The following is a 15,144-nucleotide window of genomic DNA, read 5'->3' on the forward strand; positions in this document are numbered from 1 at the left end:
TGCGGTGATGCTGCCTGACACCGCAGGTAAAGGCTACTGGAGATCATATGTTGCCAAGATATCAGCTCCCGACAATGCGGATTTTGCTGTAGCCATCGCGGTCGGCAATTCAACTGTGATGAAATAGCGGGCCTCACTTTCAGTGGCACCGCCTTGCGCAAGAGCCGCGCTCTCCGCCAGATATCCCCCGGCAATGACTGCGGCCAAGGCGCGGAGGAGTGGCATTGCGGCCGCCAGCGACTGGACGCTGTCGGGCGCTTTGGATAGCGTCTGCGCCAGTTCCGATATTTCAGACACAATACGGCTTGCGAGCGGTTCGCCGGCAACGATCGCCAGTCCCTCCCGGCTGGATTTCAGGGCGTCAAACAGCGTCTCGCCGTCTTCGAGACGTAGCTTTCGCGAGACAAGGTCAATGGCCTGTATGCCATTGGTGCCTTCGTAGATCGGCAGAATACGAGCGTCGCGATAAAGCTGCGCAACGCCCGTCTCCTCAATGTATCCCATTCCGCCGTGGATCTGAATTGCAGTTGACGTTACCTCAACCGCTATCTCCGTCGAGTAGGCTTTGGCCAACGGTGTCAATAGAGAGGCCCTTGCATGCGCAAGCCGTCTTTCATCAGCCGATCTTGCTCTCAGGCTGCCGTCGATCCAAGAGGCGGTGGCCATGCAGAGCAGACGTGCAGCAGCCGTCTTGGCCCGCATTTCAAGGAGCATTCGTTTGACGTCAGGATGACGAATTATTGCGCTCGCGCCTGCTCGCTGATCCGGAACGCTTCCCTGGCGCCGTTCCCTTGCATAGGCGACCGACATCTGCGTGGCCCGCTCGGCAAGCGCAACTCCCTGGACGCCCACAAGAAGCCTCGCGTTGTTCATCATCGTGAACATGCAATTGAGGCCGCGGTTCTCTTCTCCGATCAGCCATCCTCTCGCGCCGCCGTTGTCACCATAGGTCATGGCGCAGGTCGGTGAACCGTGTATGCCGAGCTTATGCTCGAGCGAATGGCAGCGCAGGTCGTTGCGTGTTCCGTCAGGCAGAAATTTGGGGACGAGAAACAGGGAAATTCCGCGCGTACCAGCAGGCGCATCGGCAAGTCGCGCCAAGACCAGATGCACGATGTTGGACGCGCAATCGTGCTCGCCATACGTTATGAAAATCTTGCTACCGGTGATGGCGTAGGTGCCGTCGCCCAACCGTTCCGCCCGGCAGCGTAGATTCGAAAGATCGGAGCCAGCCTGCGGTTCCGTGAGGTTCATGGTGCCGGTCCATTCTCCGGACACGAGCTTGGGCAGGTAGAAATCCTTGAGGTCCTGGCTGGCATGCGCCGCAATCGCTTCGATGGCACCTGCCGTCAGAAGCGGGCAGAGAGCGAAGGCCATGGAAGCCGAGTTCCAGAGTTCGGTGCATCCCACGGCCATCAGCATGGGAAGGCCTTGCCCGCCATGGTCGGCGGGGCCCACTAAGCCGTTCCAGCCAGCCGCGCACCAGTCCCGATAGGTTGCACGCCAGCCCGGAGGTGTTGTGACCTGCCCGTCTTTGATTGATGCAGGAAGCCGATCGCCCACCTGGTTCAAGGGGGCGATACGTTCGGCGGCAAAACGCCCGGCCTCGGAAATGATGGCTTGCGCATCATCGAGAGAGAGGTCGGCATAATGAGGGGCGTCGAACTTCCCGGCGCTCTGCATCGCCAAAAGAATCTGGGACACAGGCGGTTGATAGGTCATCTGTCACCTGGTGCCTGGTTCGAGACGCTCGGTCTTCTTGGAAAAGAAGGCCTCGAGCCGTTCCCTGATATCCGGATTGGTTTGCACGGCTGCGGCAAGCAGGCCTTCCGCAAACAGGCCGTCCGTGGTGGACATGTCATTGATGCGGGATATGCCTGTCACGATGGCAAAATTGGTGGTTGGGGGATTGGAGGCAATCTGCGCAGCCAGCATCTTGGCGCGGGCGAGCGCCTGACCGTCGCCAACCACTTCATGGCATAGGCCAAGATCCAGCCCGCGTCGGGCGTCGTAGGTTCTTGCCGACAGCATCATGTCGATCATGCGCGCCGGCGTGATGATGCGGGCCACGCGTACCGTGGCGCCGCCGCCCGTGAAGATCCCGCGCTGGCCTTCCGGAAGCGCAAAGAAGGCACTCTCCTCCGCCACGCGGACATGGGCCGCCGCCGCCAGCTCGAGGCCGCCGCCCACGACTGCCCCCTTGAGCGCGGCGACCACAGGGATGCCGCTGAATTGAATGAGGTCGAAGGTTCGGTGCCAGCCTTGGCACATGGTCATGAATTCGACTGGAGAGCGGTCCTTCTCATAGTGCTCCCGCAGATCCAGCCCGGCGCAGAAATGCGCGCCCCTGGCCGAAAGCACGAAACACCGAGTGCCGCGGGGTGGCGCCCGAAACACGTTTTCGATCTCCATCAGCATGTCTTCGCTAATGGCATTGCGCCTATCCTCGCGTGCCAGCGTCACGACGGTTACAGCGCCTTCCGTCTCGATGGTGATGTATTGTTGTTTCATCATGGAAAAGCCTTGGCCCGTTCACGTAACTTGTACTTCTCGATCTTTCCCGTCGAAGTCTTGGGCAAAGTCTCAAAGATATAATGCTTTGGAACCTTGAAGCCGGGGAGATGTTGGCGGCAGAACTGGTTCAGTTCATCCGTGGTGGCGTTTGCACCAGGCTTGAGCTCCACGAAGGCGCAGGGTGTTTCGCCCCACTTGGCATCATGCTTGGCCACGACAGCGGCGGCGCTGACGGCCGGATGCCGGTATAGAACAGACTCCACCTCGATCGAGGAAATGTTCTCCCCGCCAGAGATGATGATGTCCTTGATGCGGTCCTTGATTTCGAGAAAACCGTCCGGATGCTGCACGGCGACATCGCCAGTGTGGAAGGCTCCGCCCGCAAAGGCAGCTTCCGTGGCCGCTTCATCCTTGTGATAGCCTTTCATGATAGTGTTGCCGCGCAGCACGATCTCGCCCATCGCGCTGCCGTCCTGGGGCAGGCGCGTTCCGGATTGGGCGTCCCAAATCTCGGCCGATTCCGTTGTGGGAAAGCGCACGCCCTGGCGCGCTTTGATCATCGCGCGGCTCGTGAAATCCACGCCGTCCCATGCCTGGTCCCAAATGGATTGGACGACATGGCCGTAGGTTTCGGTGAGGCCGTATACTTGCATCACATCGAAGCCCAAGGCTTCGACTTTCTCGAGAATGGCCGCAGGCGGCGGCGCTCCGGCCGTCATGACCCGAACGGCATGCGGGAGTGTAAAAGGTTCTGCTTCGGCGGCCTCTACCAGCATGCCGAGCACGACGGGCGCCCCGCCAAAATGGGTGACACCGAAAGTCTCGATGGCCCCGACGATTGCTTGCGCCGAGATCTGCCTGCAACAGACGATCGTCGCGGCAAGCGCGGTCATGGTCCACGCATGCCCCCAGCCGTTGCAGTGGAACATGGGCACTGTGTAAAGATAGGTCGGATGGCCCGAGAGGCCCCAGCCCGCGACGGTGCCCAACGCCATGAGATAGGCGCCGCGGTGATGGTAGAGCACGCCTTTGGGCCGCCCGCTGGTGCCGGATGTGTAGTTCAGGCACAGGGTCTGCCATTCGTCGGCCGGCAGCAGCGGCGCGAAGGCTGCGGCTTCGGAATGAAGCAAATCCGCGTGGCGGATGCATCCGGCCACGGCCTGTCCCGGCCCGCCAAGGTCGATGACCAGAGGTTTCAGCCGATTGAGGCGCGCCAGCGCCACTTCTGCCAACGGCGCGCTTTGCCTAAGCCGATCAAGGCGTGCCAGTGCCTCCTCCGCCAGGGGGGTCAATTGCCGATCCACCATCAGCACTCGGGTTTCGGCATGCTCAAGAATATAGGCCACGGTTTCGGCATCGAGGCGGATATTGATGGTGTTGAGGACCGCGCCGGCCATCGCGACGGCGAAGTGTGCCTCGAACATTTCAGCCGTGTTGGGAGCAAGGACCGAAACGACGTCTCCTGGCTTAACACCCAAGCGGATCAAGCCCGCCGCCAGAGCCTCGCAGCGCCGGCGCACTTCCAGCCAGGTGAAGCGACGCTCCTCATCGATGATTGCCACGCGATCAGGGTAAAGATCAGCCGTACGGTAGAGGAATGAGATCGGGGTCAACGGCACGTGGTTGGCGGCCCGAGGTTGGAGATAAGGCGCCTCGTCAATCATAGGAAAGGAAGCTCCACCAGCCGCGCGGCCATCGAACCGTTCGCGCGATTGACGCTGACCGTCGCTCCGGCCTTCACGTCGGTCGATATCAAGGCATACCCGATGTTGGCCTTCATTCGGGGCGACCATGTGCAATGCGTCATCACGCCGACCTTGGCGCCGTCGAAGGTGATGTCCTCACGCTTGGCGCCAAACGGCACCGGCATCGAGGCATCGAAAATGAGACCCAGTTGATGCCGCTTCGGTCCCTCGGCTTCAATCTTTCGGAGTGCTCCGATCCCAACAACATCGTCGGGAACGTCGAGATCGACATACTTGCCGAGCCGAACTTCGAAGGGATTGGTTTCGTCGTCGGTGTCGCCTCCCACCGACACAAGTCCGCTCTCGGTGCGTTCCGCAGTTGCCGGTGCGCCAGGGCCGATACCCCAGGGCTTGCCTGCTTCCTTGAAGATGTTCCAGAGCTTCGTGCCCTGCGTCCCATCCCTCAGATAGATCTCAAATCCGCCTTGTTTGGACCACCCAGATCGCTGCACCGCTATCGGAATGCCGTCGATCTCGGTTTCCTTGAACCAGAAGTACTTCAGCGCGCGCACCCAATCGCCCAGAACATGGGCCACAACATCCTCGGCCTTGGGTCCCTGCAGGGCCATGGGCGAGACGTCGGGTTCGGTAATCTCGACATTCAGCCCGCGTTCCGCCGCAATGGCACTGGCCCAAAGCCAGATGTCGCTGTCCGCAATCGAGAGCCAATAGAGGTCGTCGGAGAGCTTCAACAAGATCGGGTCATTGATGATCGTGCCGCGATGGTTGCAAAGCGGCACATATTTTCCTTGGCCAATCTTGCAGGTCGAGAGATCGCGCGGTGACAGGATTTGTGCCAGCCGGCCTGCGTCCGGTCCCTTAAGCTGCACCTGGCGTTCCACACCGACATCCCATTGCGAGACGCCGTTGATCAGCCGCCAGTATTCTCCCTCCGGGTCGCCGAACGATGTCGGCATGATCATGCGGTTGTAGACATTCGCAGCCACCATGCCTTCCGCGACGGCGGCTTCAAAGAAGGGCGATGGACGAACGCGGGCAGTTGGGAAGAACGAGAACATTGGATCCCTCGGGCTGCATTATCGGCGGTACCTGCCGCCTTCCTCATCAGGGACGGCTCTGAGCTTCGGAAGTGGAGGCTCACTTGGTCCCGCCGGCGCAGGTGAGCCTTGAATGTCTCGGCAACGCGTATTGCGTCAAACAACCGTTTCGCAGACAATGACCCTGTTTCTGTTATACATAGGTTGGAGATGACTAGATGCAGCTCGATCTGCCGCCTCTCATTTGGCTGCGAGCCTTCGAAGCCGCAGCGCGCCACCTCAGCTTCACCGATGCTGCCAAGGAGCTAAATCTCACTCAGGCTGCCATCTCCAAGCACGTCAAATCGCTCGAGTTCAGCCTGCGGCATCAGCTCTTCATCCGCCACCCCCGCAGCCTGCAACTGACCAAGACCGGGGAGGCCTACCTACCGAAGGTGCGCGACGCATTCGAGCGTCTGGCTGTCGGTACCCGTGAGGTGTTCGGTGGGCGCCGAGCGAAGGAGCTGACAGTGCGATGCGCGGTGTCGTTCGCGGTCAATTGGCTGGCGCCCCGTCTCCCGGAATTTCTGGACTGCAATCCCGACAAGAATATCCGGATTATCTCGAGTGTCTGGAACGATGCCTTCGATACTGACGTCTTTGATCTTGACATTCAGTACGGCACTGGCGGTTGGAGCAACGTGCGGAGTCACCGTTTGACATGGGAGACCATTACGCCCCTCTGCGCCCCTGGCCTCATCGCGAAACGACCACTGAACCGGCCCGACGATCTGGGGGAACACCGGTTACTGCATGTGCTCGGATACCAGGAAGGCTGGGGGATCTGGCTGAATGCCGCCAAGGCAAAAATGGTCGACCCGGGACAAGGCTTGCAACTCGACACCTCCTTGACGGCCTTCGAGATCGCGGCAGAAGGTGGCGGCGTGGCACTCGGGCGGTTGTCTGTTGCCAACCGAGAACGGACGTCTGGCAGGCTGTTCGCACCATTCGATCTCGAAGTTCCGATTGACGAGGCCTTTCACCTGTTGGAGCCCCTCGGAAGGGATCCGCATCCCGACGCCGCGCTTTTCGTCGACTGGCTGCTGGAAGCCGCGGCTCGGAGTTAGCTAACTATTTGAAGCAATTGATTTATTAAAAAGTTATGGCGGAGAGAGCGTCTTTCGATTTTATGCCTATAACATTGAAATTGTTGATTTTTTCTGCTCATTGTTACGCAGTTTGTTACACAGAAACGTTCAGTGTGGATATGTTACAAATAGAATCCCACCCTCACGACCCGATTGATGGGCGATAAACTCTCCTGCGCAACCTCGATCACGTCTGGTGAACAGAGGTGATTGTGCCCCGGAGGCGGAATCCAAGCGCAAGAAATTCCGCTTTGTTTCCAGGCTGTTGACTGGCAATCCCAGGCAACAAAGCCAACAAAGATGCCCCGAAATATTTCTGTGGATCGCTTCGGTTCACGAATCGTTTTGCGCGTGAAGGCGACTTGCAGTGTTTCGGTCGCGAGGGGAGTCGTTGGGGCGAACCGATACCGGGTTTCTCCGCTGAAGCGCCAAACGCCTCCAGCCGCGCGCTCGAACCGTCGAGGAACATTCTTCTCTCCGCGCTCTTCGGTGGACGTTTTCTCGGGATCGCGACATGTCGATACTTGGATGGATTCTCGGCCGCCGGCTGGCCAATCAGGAACAGTCGCAGCGCAAGATCGGCGTCTTCGAAGGCGTGCCGGCCATGGGCCTCGATGGGCTGGGTTCCTCGGCCTACGGCCCGGAAGCGGCACTCACCGTCCTGATCCCGCTCGGCGCGGCGGGCCTCGGCTATATCGGCCCGATCATGGGCGCTATCGTCGGCCTGCTCGCGGTCCTCTATCTTTCCTGCCGCCAGACCATCGCGGCCTATCCCAGCAATGGCGGTGCCTACATCGTTTCGCGCGAGAACCTTGGCCGCAATGCCAGCCTGCTCGCCGCCTCCGCGCTGATGGTCGACTACGTGCTCAATGTCGCCGTCGGCATCTCCGCAGGCGTCGGCGCGCTGGTTTCGGCGCTGCCCTCGCTGCACCCCTACACGCTGTGGCTTTGCCTTGGCATCCTTCTTCTGGTGACCGTCGTCAACCTGCGCGGCACGCTCGATGCCGGCCGGCTGTTCGCCTTGCCCACCTACCTCTTCGTGGCGAGCTTTCTGGCGATCCTTGCGATCGGCGTCTGGAAGGCGAGCCTATCGGGCGGGCAGCCGTCGCCGGCAATTCCGCCGCCGCCGCTGCCGCAGCCGACCGCGAGTGTGAGCCTGCTGCTTTTGATGCACGCCTTCGCCAGCGGCTGCACTGCGATGACCGGCATCGAGGCGGTCAGCAACGGCATGACCGCCTTCAAGGATCCGGCGGTGAAGCACGGCCGCCGCACATTGGCGGCGATTTGCCTGGTCCTGGGGCTTCTGCTCGGCGGTATCGCCTTCCTTTCGGCACGCTATCGCATTGGCGCGATGGACCAGGAGAAGGACGGCTATCAGAGCGTGCTTTCGCAGCTTGCGCATGCCGTGGTGGGCGACGGTATTTTCTATTACGTCGCCATCGGCAGCCTGCTCTGCGTGCTCGCGCTTTCAGCCAACACCAGCTTCGTCGATTTTCCCCGCCTTTGCCGCATGGTGGCTGAAGACGGGTATCTTCCCAGGCCCTTTGCAATGGTCGGCCGCCGGCTGGTTTTCTCTGTCGGCATACTCTACCTCGGTTTTGCCACGGGGCTGCTGCTGGTGGTGTTTGGCGGCATCACCGACCATTTGATCCCGCTCTTCGCCATCGGCGCCTTTCTGACCTTCACGCTGTCGCAGACCGGCATGGTGCTGCATTGGGTGAGAGCGCGGCGCACGGAGAAGGGTCCGGAGCACGCAGGTCATCGTATGCATCTGGCGGTCAATGCGCTCGGCGGCGCCATCACCGCCCTGGCGCTCGTCGTGATCGTCATCGCCAAATTCAGGGAAGGGGCCTGGATAACGGTGATCGTCATTCCTCTGGTGATCGTCCTCCTGCGGCTGGTGCGGCGCTATTACGACCACCTCGAGGCCGGTTTGCGCGAGCCCGGAGAGCTCAGTCTCAGCAACACGCAACCGCCTGTGGTTCTCGTCGTGACCCAGCAGTGGAACAGGATGGCCGACAAGGCGCTCAGCTTTGCCTATCAGTTGTCGAAAGATGTCATTGCCGTCCATGTCGCGCGCCTGTCGGGCGAAGAGAGCGATGAAGAGCGAGCAATTCGCGGGAGGTGGTCGAAGGATGTGGAGGCGCCGGTGAAGGCCGCTGGCCTGCGCCCACCCCGCCTGGTTCTCCTCAATGCCGACTACCGGCTGATGTCCGAGCCGTTGCTGAAGGAGATCAGGGTGTTGCGAGTCGAGTTCGGTGGCCGCACCATTGCGGTGCTGCTCCCGGAGGTCGTGCCGCCCAATTGGTGGCAGTACATCCTGCACACCCATCGCGCTCGCCGACTGCACGCCAAACTGCTCGAGTTTGGCGGATCGGACATCGTGATCATTTCCATGCCTTGGTATATCGAGGAGCCGAGGATCGAAGCGACCCACTGAATGTTGCCGCTTCCTCCGATCGAGCCGCTTAGCCAAAAGTTTCGGCCGAGCGATGGAAAACAGGAACGTTCCTTTTTCTCAGGCATTCTCCCTAGTCTGCATCTCATCCACTCCTGCTTGCTAGGCCCGCAAAATTGTCACCCAGAGAGCCTAATTTGTCGAACCCTGACGCCGGTGAGATCTCCATCGTCGATCTCATTCCTGCCTTGCGGGCTTTTGCCCGAACGTTCTGCCGGGTGCCCGACGACGCCGACGATCTCGTGCAGGAGACATTGACCAAGGGGCTTGCCAACCTGGACAAGTTCGAGCCGGGCACGCGGCTGAAGTCCTGGCTCTTCACGATCATGCGCAACACGCACTACACGCGTGTCAAGGCAGCCGCCAGGGAGGCGCCCGGGCTGCTTGACTGCGCCTCCAGCCGACCGATCTCGGAGCCATCCCAGGATTGGTCCGTGCAGAGCAGGGAAGTGCATCAAGCCATCCAGAAGCTCCCGTCCCATCAGCGTGAGGTTTTGATGCTGATCGGCGTGCTGGGCGTAAGCTACGAAGAAACCGCTGAGATATGCGGTTGCGCTGTCGGCACTGTCAAAAGCCGTCTCAATCGTGCCCGTGCCGGTGTGTTGGAGTTTCTCGGGGAAAGCTCGCCGCAGGCACTGATCGAGCGACGACGTCAATTTTCGGACGACCATTGGGATACCGAAGGCGCAAGGCGCTAAAGCCAGCCTACCGGCGCTGAGTTGCTTGCAGGACTTTCGCCTCTCTCATCAACGAAGCCCAATTCAAGCCGAGCAAGGCAACAAGTTCAAGCGCCTGCGTTTCGGTGATGCCCGTCGTTGCGACAAGCCGCCGAACGAGTTCGTCCACTTCCGGAGTTCTGCCATCCTGCGCCATCGGGATGACTCCTAACCGGCTACAACGATTCACATATGTTAAGGTTCCATCGATCAAGTTGGCCAGCGACAGCAGGCCCTGCCAATGCCCTTCGGCCGGTCTCGGAGGAATGCCGCATCCTTGCCGCGACACCTTCAACCGCGCTCAGTCGTCATATCGCCTTTGCGCTTTTCGATCAGTGCGTTCTGCAGTTCGAGTGCAAGCCTAGTCAGCCGGTCAGGGACCTTCTCCCGCTCGATGGCGGTCAACAGGGACGCGATCTCCTGATCCAGGCTCTGGATTGCCTGGGCGCATAGATCGCGCTGGCTCCGGCGAGACATCGCATTCTCTTAACAATAGAGGCCCCTTCAGATCTCACTGAGGCATACCCGACCGGCCTTTGCAAGGCGCCCGCCGCAAGCTGTGGGATTTCCGGATCGCAGTCTTCGGACTCGGGGCAAAAGGCGATCCACGAGCATGCACTCATTCCTTAGGCAGACGGTTCGCCGCGTGGTCCTGGTACTGATCGGATTTGATTCGGTTGCCGTCGAGGCCGCGTTCCTCCGTATGCTGCTTCTTGTCCCGGTTGGACAGGACCTCGTTCTCGCCGACCATGTTCTTTGCGAGCGTCGTCTTCGCTCCGGTGCCGGAACCCTTGCCCTGACTGCCGCGGCCCATATGCTTCTTGCCGCCAGTCGCCATTGTTCTTCTCCCTGGTCTGCTTGCGTGAAAGCTGCCTGCGTGAAACTGCTCGGCGACCGAACTGCCGCCCGCCCGTTATGTTCCGCCGCCACGCCGGATAAGGAAGGCCGTGCCGTCCCAACTGCCGAAAGGCATTTCGCCGTCCACCAAGATGTCCATGCCATATGCATGGGCAAGACGGTTGATATCGCTGGAATCGATGTCCGGCGATGTCCGATAGGAATAGTTGAGGATTGCCGCCATTCCTCCCGGCCGCAGCACGCGCGCGATCTCGCCGAAATGCCGCTCGGCAACAGCGGCAAGCACTAGGTAAGGAAAACTGTCGAGGGCCACCACGCCGTCGAAGCTTTGATCGGCAAAGTCACCGAGATCCAGGCCCGAGGTCAGGCGGAATTCCACATTGGCGACGCCGGCGCATCGTTGGCGCGCGATGGCGATCATCCCTGGCGAGATATCGATGCCGACGACAAATCCCGCCATGGCGCAAAGCGCATGTTCGAGGCGTCCGATGCCGCAGCCGATGTCCAATATGCGTTCGCGGGTGCCGAGCATGCCTTGCCGTTCCAGCCACAACGCAATCTCGCCGGTTGTGGCCGACAGCCTGTCCTCGTCGCCCAGCGACGACAGCTGCACGCTGGCGGCCGGAGATATGGCGGCCGCCCGATCGAATCCGCCGGCCAGCCGCTCGACGGTCAGGGCGGGTGTTTCGCCGTTGGCGCGGTCATGCGACACGCAGGCAGCGACCCTGCGGACGGCGTCGAAGGCGTCGGCCTTGTCACGCAGCATCGTGGCGATCTCCTGCAGCCAGCATCGCCCGGGGCTATGGCTCGGGCGCATGTCCACTGCGACATCGGCCAATTGCGCCGCGCTGATCGTCTTGTCGATATGGATGGCCAATCTCGCCAGCGCGTTGTCGACGGATAGGCCGTCGGCCTTGCAATCCCGTAGCAGGCGTCTGGCGATCACGTCGGTTTGCCTCGCGATCGTCACCGCGGCGCGCTCCGGGTCCAGACCTTCTGTGCCGTCCAGCGGTCTTTTGCACCCCAGCCATATTTGTAACCTTCCCGGCCGCGCAGGAAATCGAACTCGCGCGCGCCTTCGTTGGTAGCTTCCGATATAGCGTGGCCGATCAGAATCGCGCCGGGGCTTTCCTCGGCATAGGCTGGATCGAAACCGCCGAGATAAGCATAGGCCCGGTCGCGGTGATGGAATCCGTAATAGGCACCCACGACGGCATCGCCGATCTCGATCGTCAGGCAGCGCGCCATGCCGCTACCGGCAAGCCGCGGCAGAGCCCTGCGATGAAATTCCACAGCGATGTCGGACAGCACGCCCCCGCCACGGCTGGCCCAGCGCGCGCCATGCAGCCGGATCAGCCCGTCGAGAAACATCTGCGGCTCCGGCTCCCTGCGGCTGATCACAACGGCGCCTCTTCGCCGGGCAGCCCGCTCGGCGCGGCGCAACTGGCGTCTTCGTCTCCCGGGAACCGAGCAGGCCAGGGTTCGATCGCCGTCGAGCGGCAGCACGGGACAGGCGGCGTGCGCCATCGACCGGCACTCTTGCGCATTCGGCAGCTCAAGACTCAGCGACATGGCATCGGCCGGGAGGTCGGGCAGGATCCATTGCGACCATTCGAGCGAGAGCACCGCGTCGGCAACGGCGGCGCCAGCCTCCGCCTCCAGTTCCGGCACGCACAAGATGTCGAGGTAGTCGCTCAGGGAAATGCCGACGGGGAGCAGGCGCTGGCCGCGATCATGGCTTTCGACATAGAGCGGTGCCAGGCCGGCGAGGGCGTCTCCATTCCACACGGCAATGGCCGCAAGGTCGCCGGGCGCGAATGTCCGCCACCACGGAATGAGCCAGGCGGGAGACTGGAACGGCGTGGCCGAGATGCTCCGCCGCCAGAGTCGCCACCAATGCGGCTCCAGGTCCTCGAATGCTGTCGCGTCACGAATGATCTCGGTGCGCAGACCGCCCATCAGCCGGTTCCCAGCAAGGCGCGACGGCTGCCGAGCTTTGCCAGCGCTGCGTAGGCATCCATGTAGGATGCGATCATGCGCTCAAGCGAGAAGCGGCGACGCGTCTCGGCCCGGCAGGCCTCGTGGTCCAGGGCTCCGGAAGCGACAATGGCCTTCGCCATCTCCTCGACGTCATTGACCAGGAAACCGGTCCTGCCGTGCTGGACGACATCGGGAAGGGCGCCGTTCGGGAAAGCGACGACCGGTGTGCCGCAGGCAAGCGCCTCCATCGCGACAAGTGAGCTTGTTTCGGGGGCAAGGCTGGGAATGACAAGGCAGCGGGCGGCATTGAGCAGCCGCCGCTTGGCCAGAAAGCCCAGTGGTCCAAGAAAGCGCCGCTGTCGATCGAGCCGAGGGCGGACCTCGTCGGCGAAATAGCGCAGATGGGTCTCGTATGGATAGACCTGGCCGGCGATCGCCAGAGGCATGCCAGCGCGCTTGGCGGCCTCTATTGCGAGATGGATGCCCTTTTCGGGACAGATGCGGCTGAGCAGCAGCGCGAAATTGCGCCGCGACCGGGGCTGGTTCAGCGCCTCGATATCAACACCGTTTGGAATAGGCTTCGCAAGCCTCGACCCTGTCGGCGCCGTCCAGTGCTGCGCCTGCGAGACTGCATGCAGCCACAAGTCCTCGCGTGACGGCGCCAGCACCTCGGGCGGGTACCAGTCGAGTGGTAGGTGCAGTGTCACCAGGGTAGGGCCGTCGGAAGGCAGATAGGCATCGAAGTCGATCCCGTGGAGATGAACGACATCGATGGGCCAGCGCGCCCGGGCGGCCGCGATCGCATCGCGATGCGCTTGATGAGCTCGGTCCTTCGCCGCCTCGTCGAGCACACCTGTTTCGGCTTGTGTCTCCACCAGGACGCCGGCCGTGCTCGAGCCGTGGCAGGCGACGACAATCGAACGGTGGCCTTTCTCGACCAGCGCCCGATCCAACGCCGACAGCACCTGCTCGGCGCCGCCGACCGCATCCGGCCCGACGGGCGCGAGGGGATAGGCGACGTTGAGGACAGTCAGTGTCATCGCTGATCGAGCCGGGCCTCACCACGCCGCCGACACACGTTGCGCTGCTGCCATATCGTCGCCGATCGCGGGAGCGTAGCGCCGGATCATCGCCGCGCAGAACTCGGCGAATTCCTCGGGGATCTGAGGCGGGCTGGTGTGATGAGGCTGCAGACCGCGATGTTCCGGCGTGAAGCAGAAGGTGACGGTGACGTTGAAGTCGGCCAGCGCTTCCATCTGGCGGTCGAACCAGTCCAGCGCATTCGGTCGAAAGCTGTCGGCCCAGGACAGGCCTGTGCGCAGATGGGTGACACCGAGACGTTCCATCCAGGCAACAGCGTCGTCCAGCCGAGGATCCTCGTAATGGAACCACTGCACCAAGCCCATTTGCGGGGTGTGGCGCACGAATTCCTCGAGGGCCGGCTTGGGCGTGCCGTCCTCGCGAAGCAGGCCCATGTAGAAATGCCTGTAATAGGACGAACCTTCCGCTTCCCGATGGCGCGTCGTCGCCTCCCACGAACGCGGCAGGTCATAGAGGCTGTACCACTGCACGCGTGGCGCAAGTCCGAGCAAAAGCTCCGCCGTCCGGCGCAAACCCCAGACTTGCACCTCCTCGGCACCGAAGGTCGAGACACCGACTTCGCTGACCCACACCGGAATGTCGGCGACTGTCGCGATCTCTCCGAGCTTGTGGGGCCACTCGTGAATTTGCCAAAGGTTCCAGTCGAGCGGGAAGCCATGCACCGCGACTGCGTCGACATGGTCCAGGACACCGAATTCCTTCATCCGCGTCATGAAGCCGGCATCGATCGGCGAAATGCCGCCGAGCACTCTTGTGATGGCAGGATTTTCCCGGCCGATCGCATCGGCCGCCAGAGTCGCCATTGTGGCAAACCGGCTCCAGTCCGGATCGAGGTCGGGGTCCCAGTGCGATTTGTTGTTGGGCTCGTTCCAGATCATGGCGGCTTCAATCATTGGTCTCTCCTGTCGAAGGATAGACGGCGGCGCTGCCGGTCGGTTCGCCTGACGCGCGGCAGAAATAGACCTCGTCTTCCGGGTGGAGCAGGATGTCGAAACCGGCGCTGCGCAGCATCGCTTCGGTGCAGGCACGGTTCGGAATCCACCAGTTGGTCGGGTCATCCGCATAGCGATGCTCGATGAAGTGCAGTTTCGGAAATTCGGGCTGATCGAAGAGGTCGCGTGTCCAGAAATGGTAGTTCTGTTCGAGCGGCAGGACTTCGTTGCTGCCCCGCTGCATCGACTGGAAGATCATCAGGTCGCTCGCGACATGCGCGCGGATCAGGTCGAGCGCCAGCAGCGGGTGGCGCAGGTGGTAAAGCACGCCCATGAACAGCACGATGTCGAAGCGCTCGCCGAGCGAGGCGACGTCGTAGACCGACAGTTCCCTGAACTCGATCTCGCAGTCGGCGATCTCGGCGGCGAAGCGGGCCTGAGCCAGATAGGCTTGGTCGAAGTCTATCCCAAGCACGCGATCGGCGCCGCGTTTCTTCATTTCGATCGAGTAGAAGCCGGCGTTGCAGCCGATATCGAGCACCGACTTGCCCGAAAGATCGGTCGGAATGGCATCCGCGAATTTGCGCCATTTCATCATCGGGTAGTTGCCGAGGAAATGATCCGGAGCGGTCTCCACGCCCGCAAGCTCCATATTGTGAAACCACGGCCCCAATGCGTCGATGCGGCGGCGTATTTCCGTGCTGGAATGCAGCAT

Annotated in this window: 14 protein-coding genes; 3 read left to right on the forward strand and 11 right to left on the reverse strand. The window is 61.7% G+C overall.

The genetic code is table 11. The features are described 5' to 3' along the window. Positions 1-33: 33 nt before the first annotated feature. The 4 genes from EN862_RS01170 to EN862_RS01185 are packed head-to-tail and all read right to left on the reverse strand — an operon-like array spanning position 34 to position 5,278. Positions 34-1,722, reverse strand: coding sequence for an acyl-CoA dehydrogenase family protein (locus tag EN862_RS01170; protein ID WP_127864075.1), 1,689 nt, complete (start codon positions 1,720-1,722; stop codon positions 34-36). 3 nt (positions 1,723-1,725) lie between these two features. Beyond that, positions 1,726-2,514 (reverse strand): crotonase/enoyl-CoA hydratase family protein, encoded by a 789-nt coding sequence (locus EN862_RS01175; RefSeq protein WP_189401013.1) that lies wholly within the window; start codon positions 2,512-2,514, stop codon positions 1,726-1,728. Then, on the reverse strand, positions 2,511-4,178 hold the full coding sequence (locus EN862_RS01180) for an AMP-binding protein (RefSeq protein ID WP_127864076.1): 1,668 nt from the start codon (positions 4,176-4,178) through the stop codon (positions 2,511-2,513). Before EN862_RS01180 ends, EN862_RS01175 begins: the two co-directional genes overlap by 4 nt. Further along, complete coding sequence (locus EN862_RS01185) at positions 4,175-5,278, reverse strand: glycine cleavage T C-terminal barrel domain-containing protein (protein ID WP_127864077.1); 1,104 nt, start codon at positions 5,276-5,278, stop codon at positions 4,175-4,177. Before EN862_RS01185 ends, EN862_RS01180 begins: the two co-directional genes overlap by 4 nt. A 197-nt stretch (positions 5,279-5,475) precedes the next feature. On the opposite strand from EN862_RS01185, the gene EN862_RS01190 reads away from it, so the two are divergent. The 3 genes from EN862_RS01190 to EN862_RS01200 all read left to right on the forward strand — a co-directional run bounded on the left by EN862_RS01190 (position 5,476) and on the right by EN862_RS01200 (position 9,540). Beyond that, the gene (locus EN862_RS01190) at positions 5,476-6,363 is read left to right on the forward strand and encodes a LysR substrate-binding domain-containing protein (RefSeq protein WP_127864078.1); all 888 of its coding nucleotides are present in this window, start codon (positions 5,476-5,478) and stop codon (positions 6,361-6,363) included. A gap of 535 nt (positions 6,364-6,898) precedes the next feature. Further along, positions 6,899-8,824: an APC family permease gene (locus tag EN862_RS01195; protein ID WP_127864079.1), complete on the forward strand. Its 1,926-nt coding sequence runs from the start codon at positions 6,899-6,901 to the stop codon at positions 8,822-8,824. A gap of 155 nt (positions 8,825-8,979) precedes the next feature. Then, positions 8,980-9,540, forward strand: coding sequence for a sigma-70 family RNA polymerase sigma factor (locus tag EN862_RS01200; RefSeq protein WP_127864080.1), 561 nt, complete (start codon positions 8,980-8,982; stop codon positions 9,538-9,540). A 7-nt stretch (positions 9,541-9,547) separates the two neighbouring features. Here the strand turns inward: EN862_RS01200 and EN862_RS36005 are convergent, their stop codons facing one another. The 7 genes from EN862_RS36005 to EN862_RS01235 form a co-directional block, all read right to left on the reverse strand. Then, the gene (locus EN862_RS36005) at positions 9,548-9,715 is read right to left on the reverse strand and encodes a hypothetical protein (protein WP_189401010.1); all 168 of its coding nucleotides are present in this window, start codon (positions 9,713-9,715) and stop codon (positions 9,548-9,550) included. 462 nt (positions 9,716-10,177) lie between these two features. Beyond that, positions 10,178-10,396 carry a hypothetical protein gene (locus EN862_RS01210; RefSeq protein ID WP_127864082.1) on the reverse strand — a complete coding sequence of 73 codons (219 nt, stop codon included), beginning with the start codon at positions 10,394-10,396 and terminating at the stop codon, positions 10,178-10,180. A 75-nt stretch (positions 10,397-10,471) separates the two neighbouring features. Then, on the reverse strand, positions 10,472-11,362 hold the full coding sequence (locus EN862_RS01215; RefSeq protein WP_245519460.1) for a methyltransferase domain-containing protein: 891 nt from the start codon (positions 11,360-11,362) through the stop codon (positions 10,472-10,474). Positions 11,363-11,382: 20 nt separating this feature from the next. Beyond that, a complete protein-coding gene (locus EN862_RS01220) occupies positions 11,383-12,375 on the reverse strand; it encodes a GNAT family N-acetyltransferase (RefSeq protein WP_127864084.1) in 993 nt (330 codons plus the stop codon). Next, on the reverse strand, positions 12,375-13,436 hold the full coding sequence (locus EN862_RS01225) for a glycosyltransferase (protein ID WP_127864085.1): 1,062 nt from the start codon (positions 13,434-13,436) through the stop codon (positions 12,375-12,377). The genes EN862_RS01220 and EN862_RS01225 overlap by 1 nt, the downstream gene beginning before the upstream one ends. 18 nt (positions 13,437-13,454) lie before the next feature. Beyond that, on the reverse strand, positions 13,455-14,390 hold the full coding sequence (locus tag EN862_RS01230; protein ID WP_127864086.1) for a beta-xylosidase: 936 nt from the start codon (positions 14,388-14,390) through the stop codon (positions 13,455-13,457). Next, a complete protein-coding gene (locus tag EN862_RS01235; protein ID WP_127864087.1) occupies positions 14,383-15,144 on the reverse strand; it encodes a TIGR04290 family methyltransferase in 762 nt (253 codons plus the stop codon). The genes EN862_RS01230 and EN862_RS01235 overlap by 8 nt, the downstream gene beginning before the upstream one ends.

The sequence above is a fragment of the Mesorhizobium sp. M2E.F.Ca.ET.219.01.1.1 genome, assembly GCF_004016445.2.
Classification (GTDB): domain Bacteria; phylum Pseudomonadota; class Alphaproteobacteria; order Rhizobiales; family Rhizobiaceae; genus Mesorhizobium.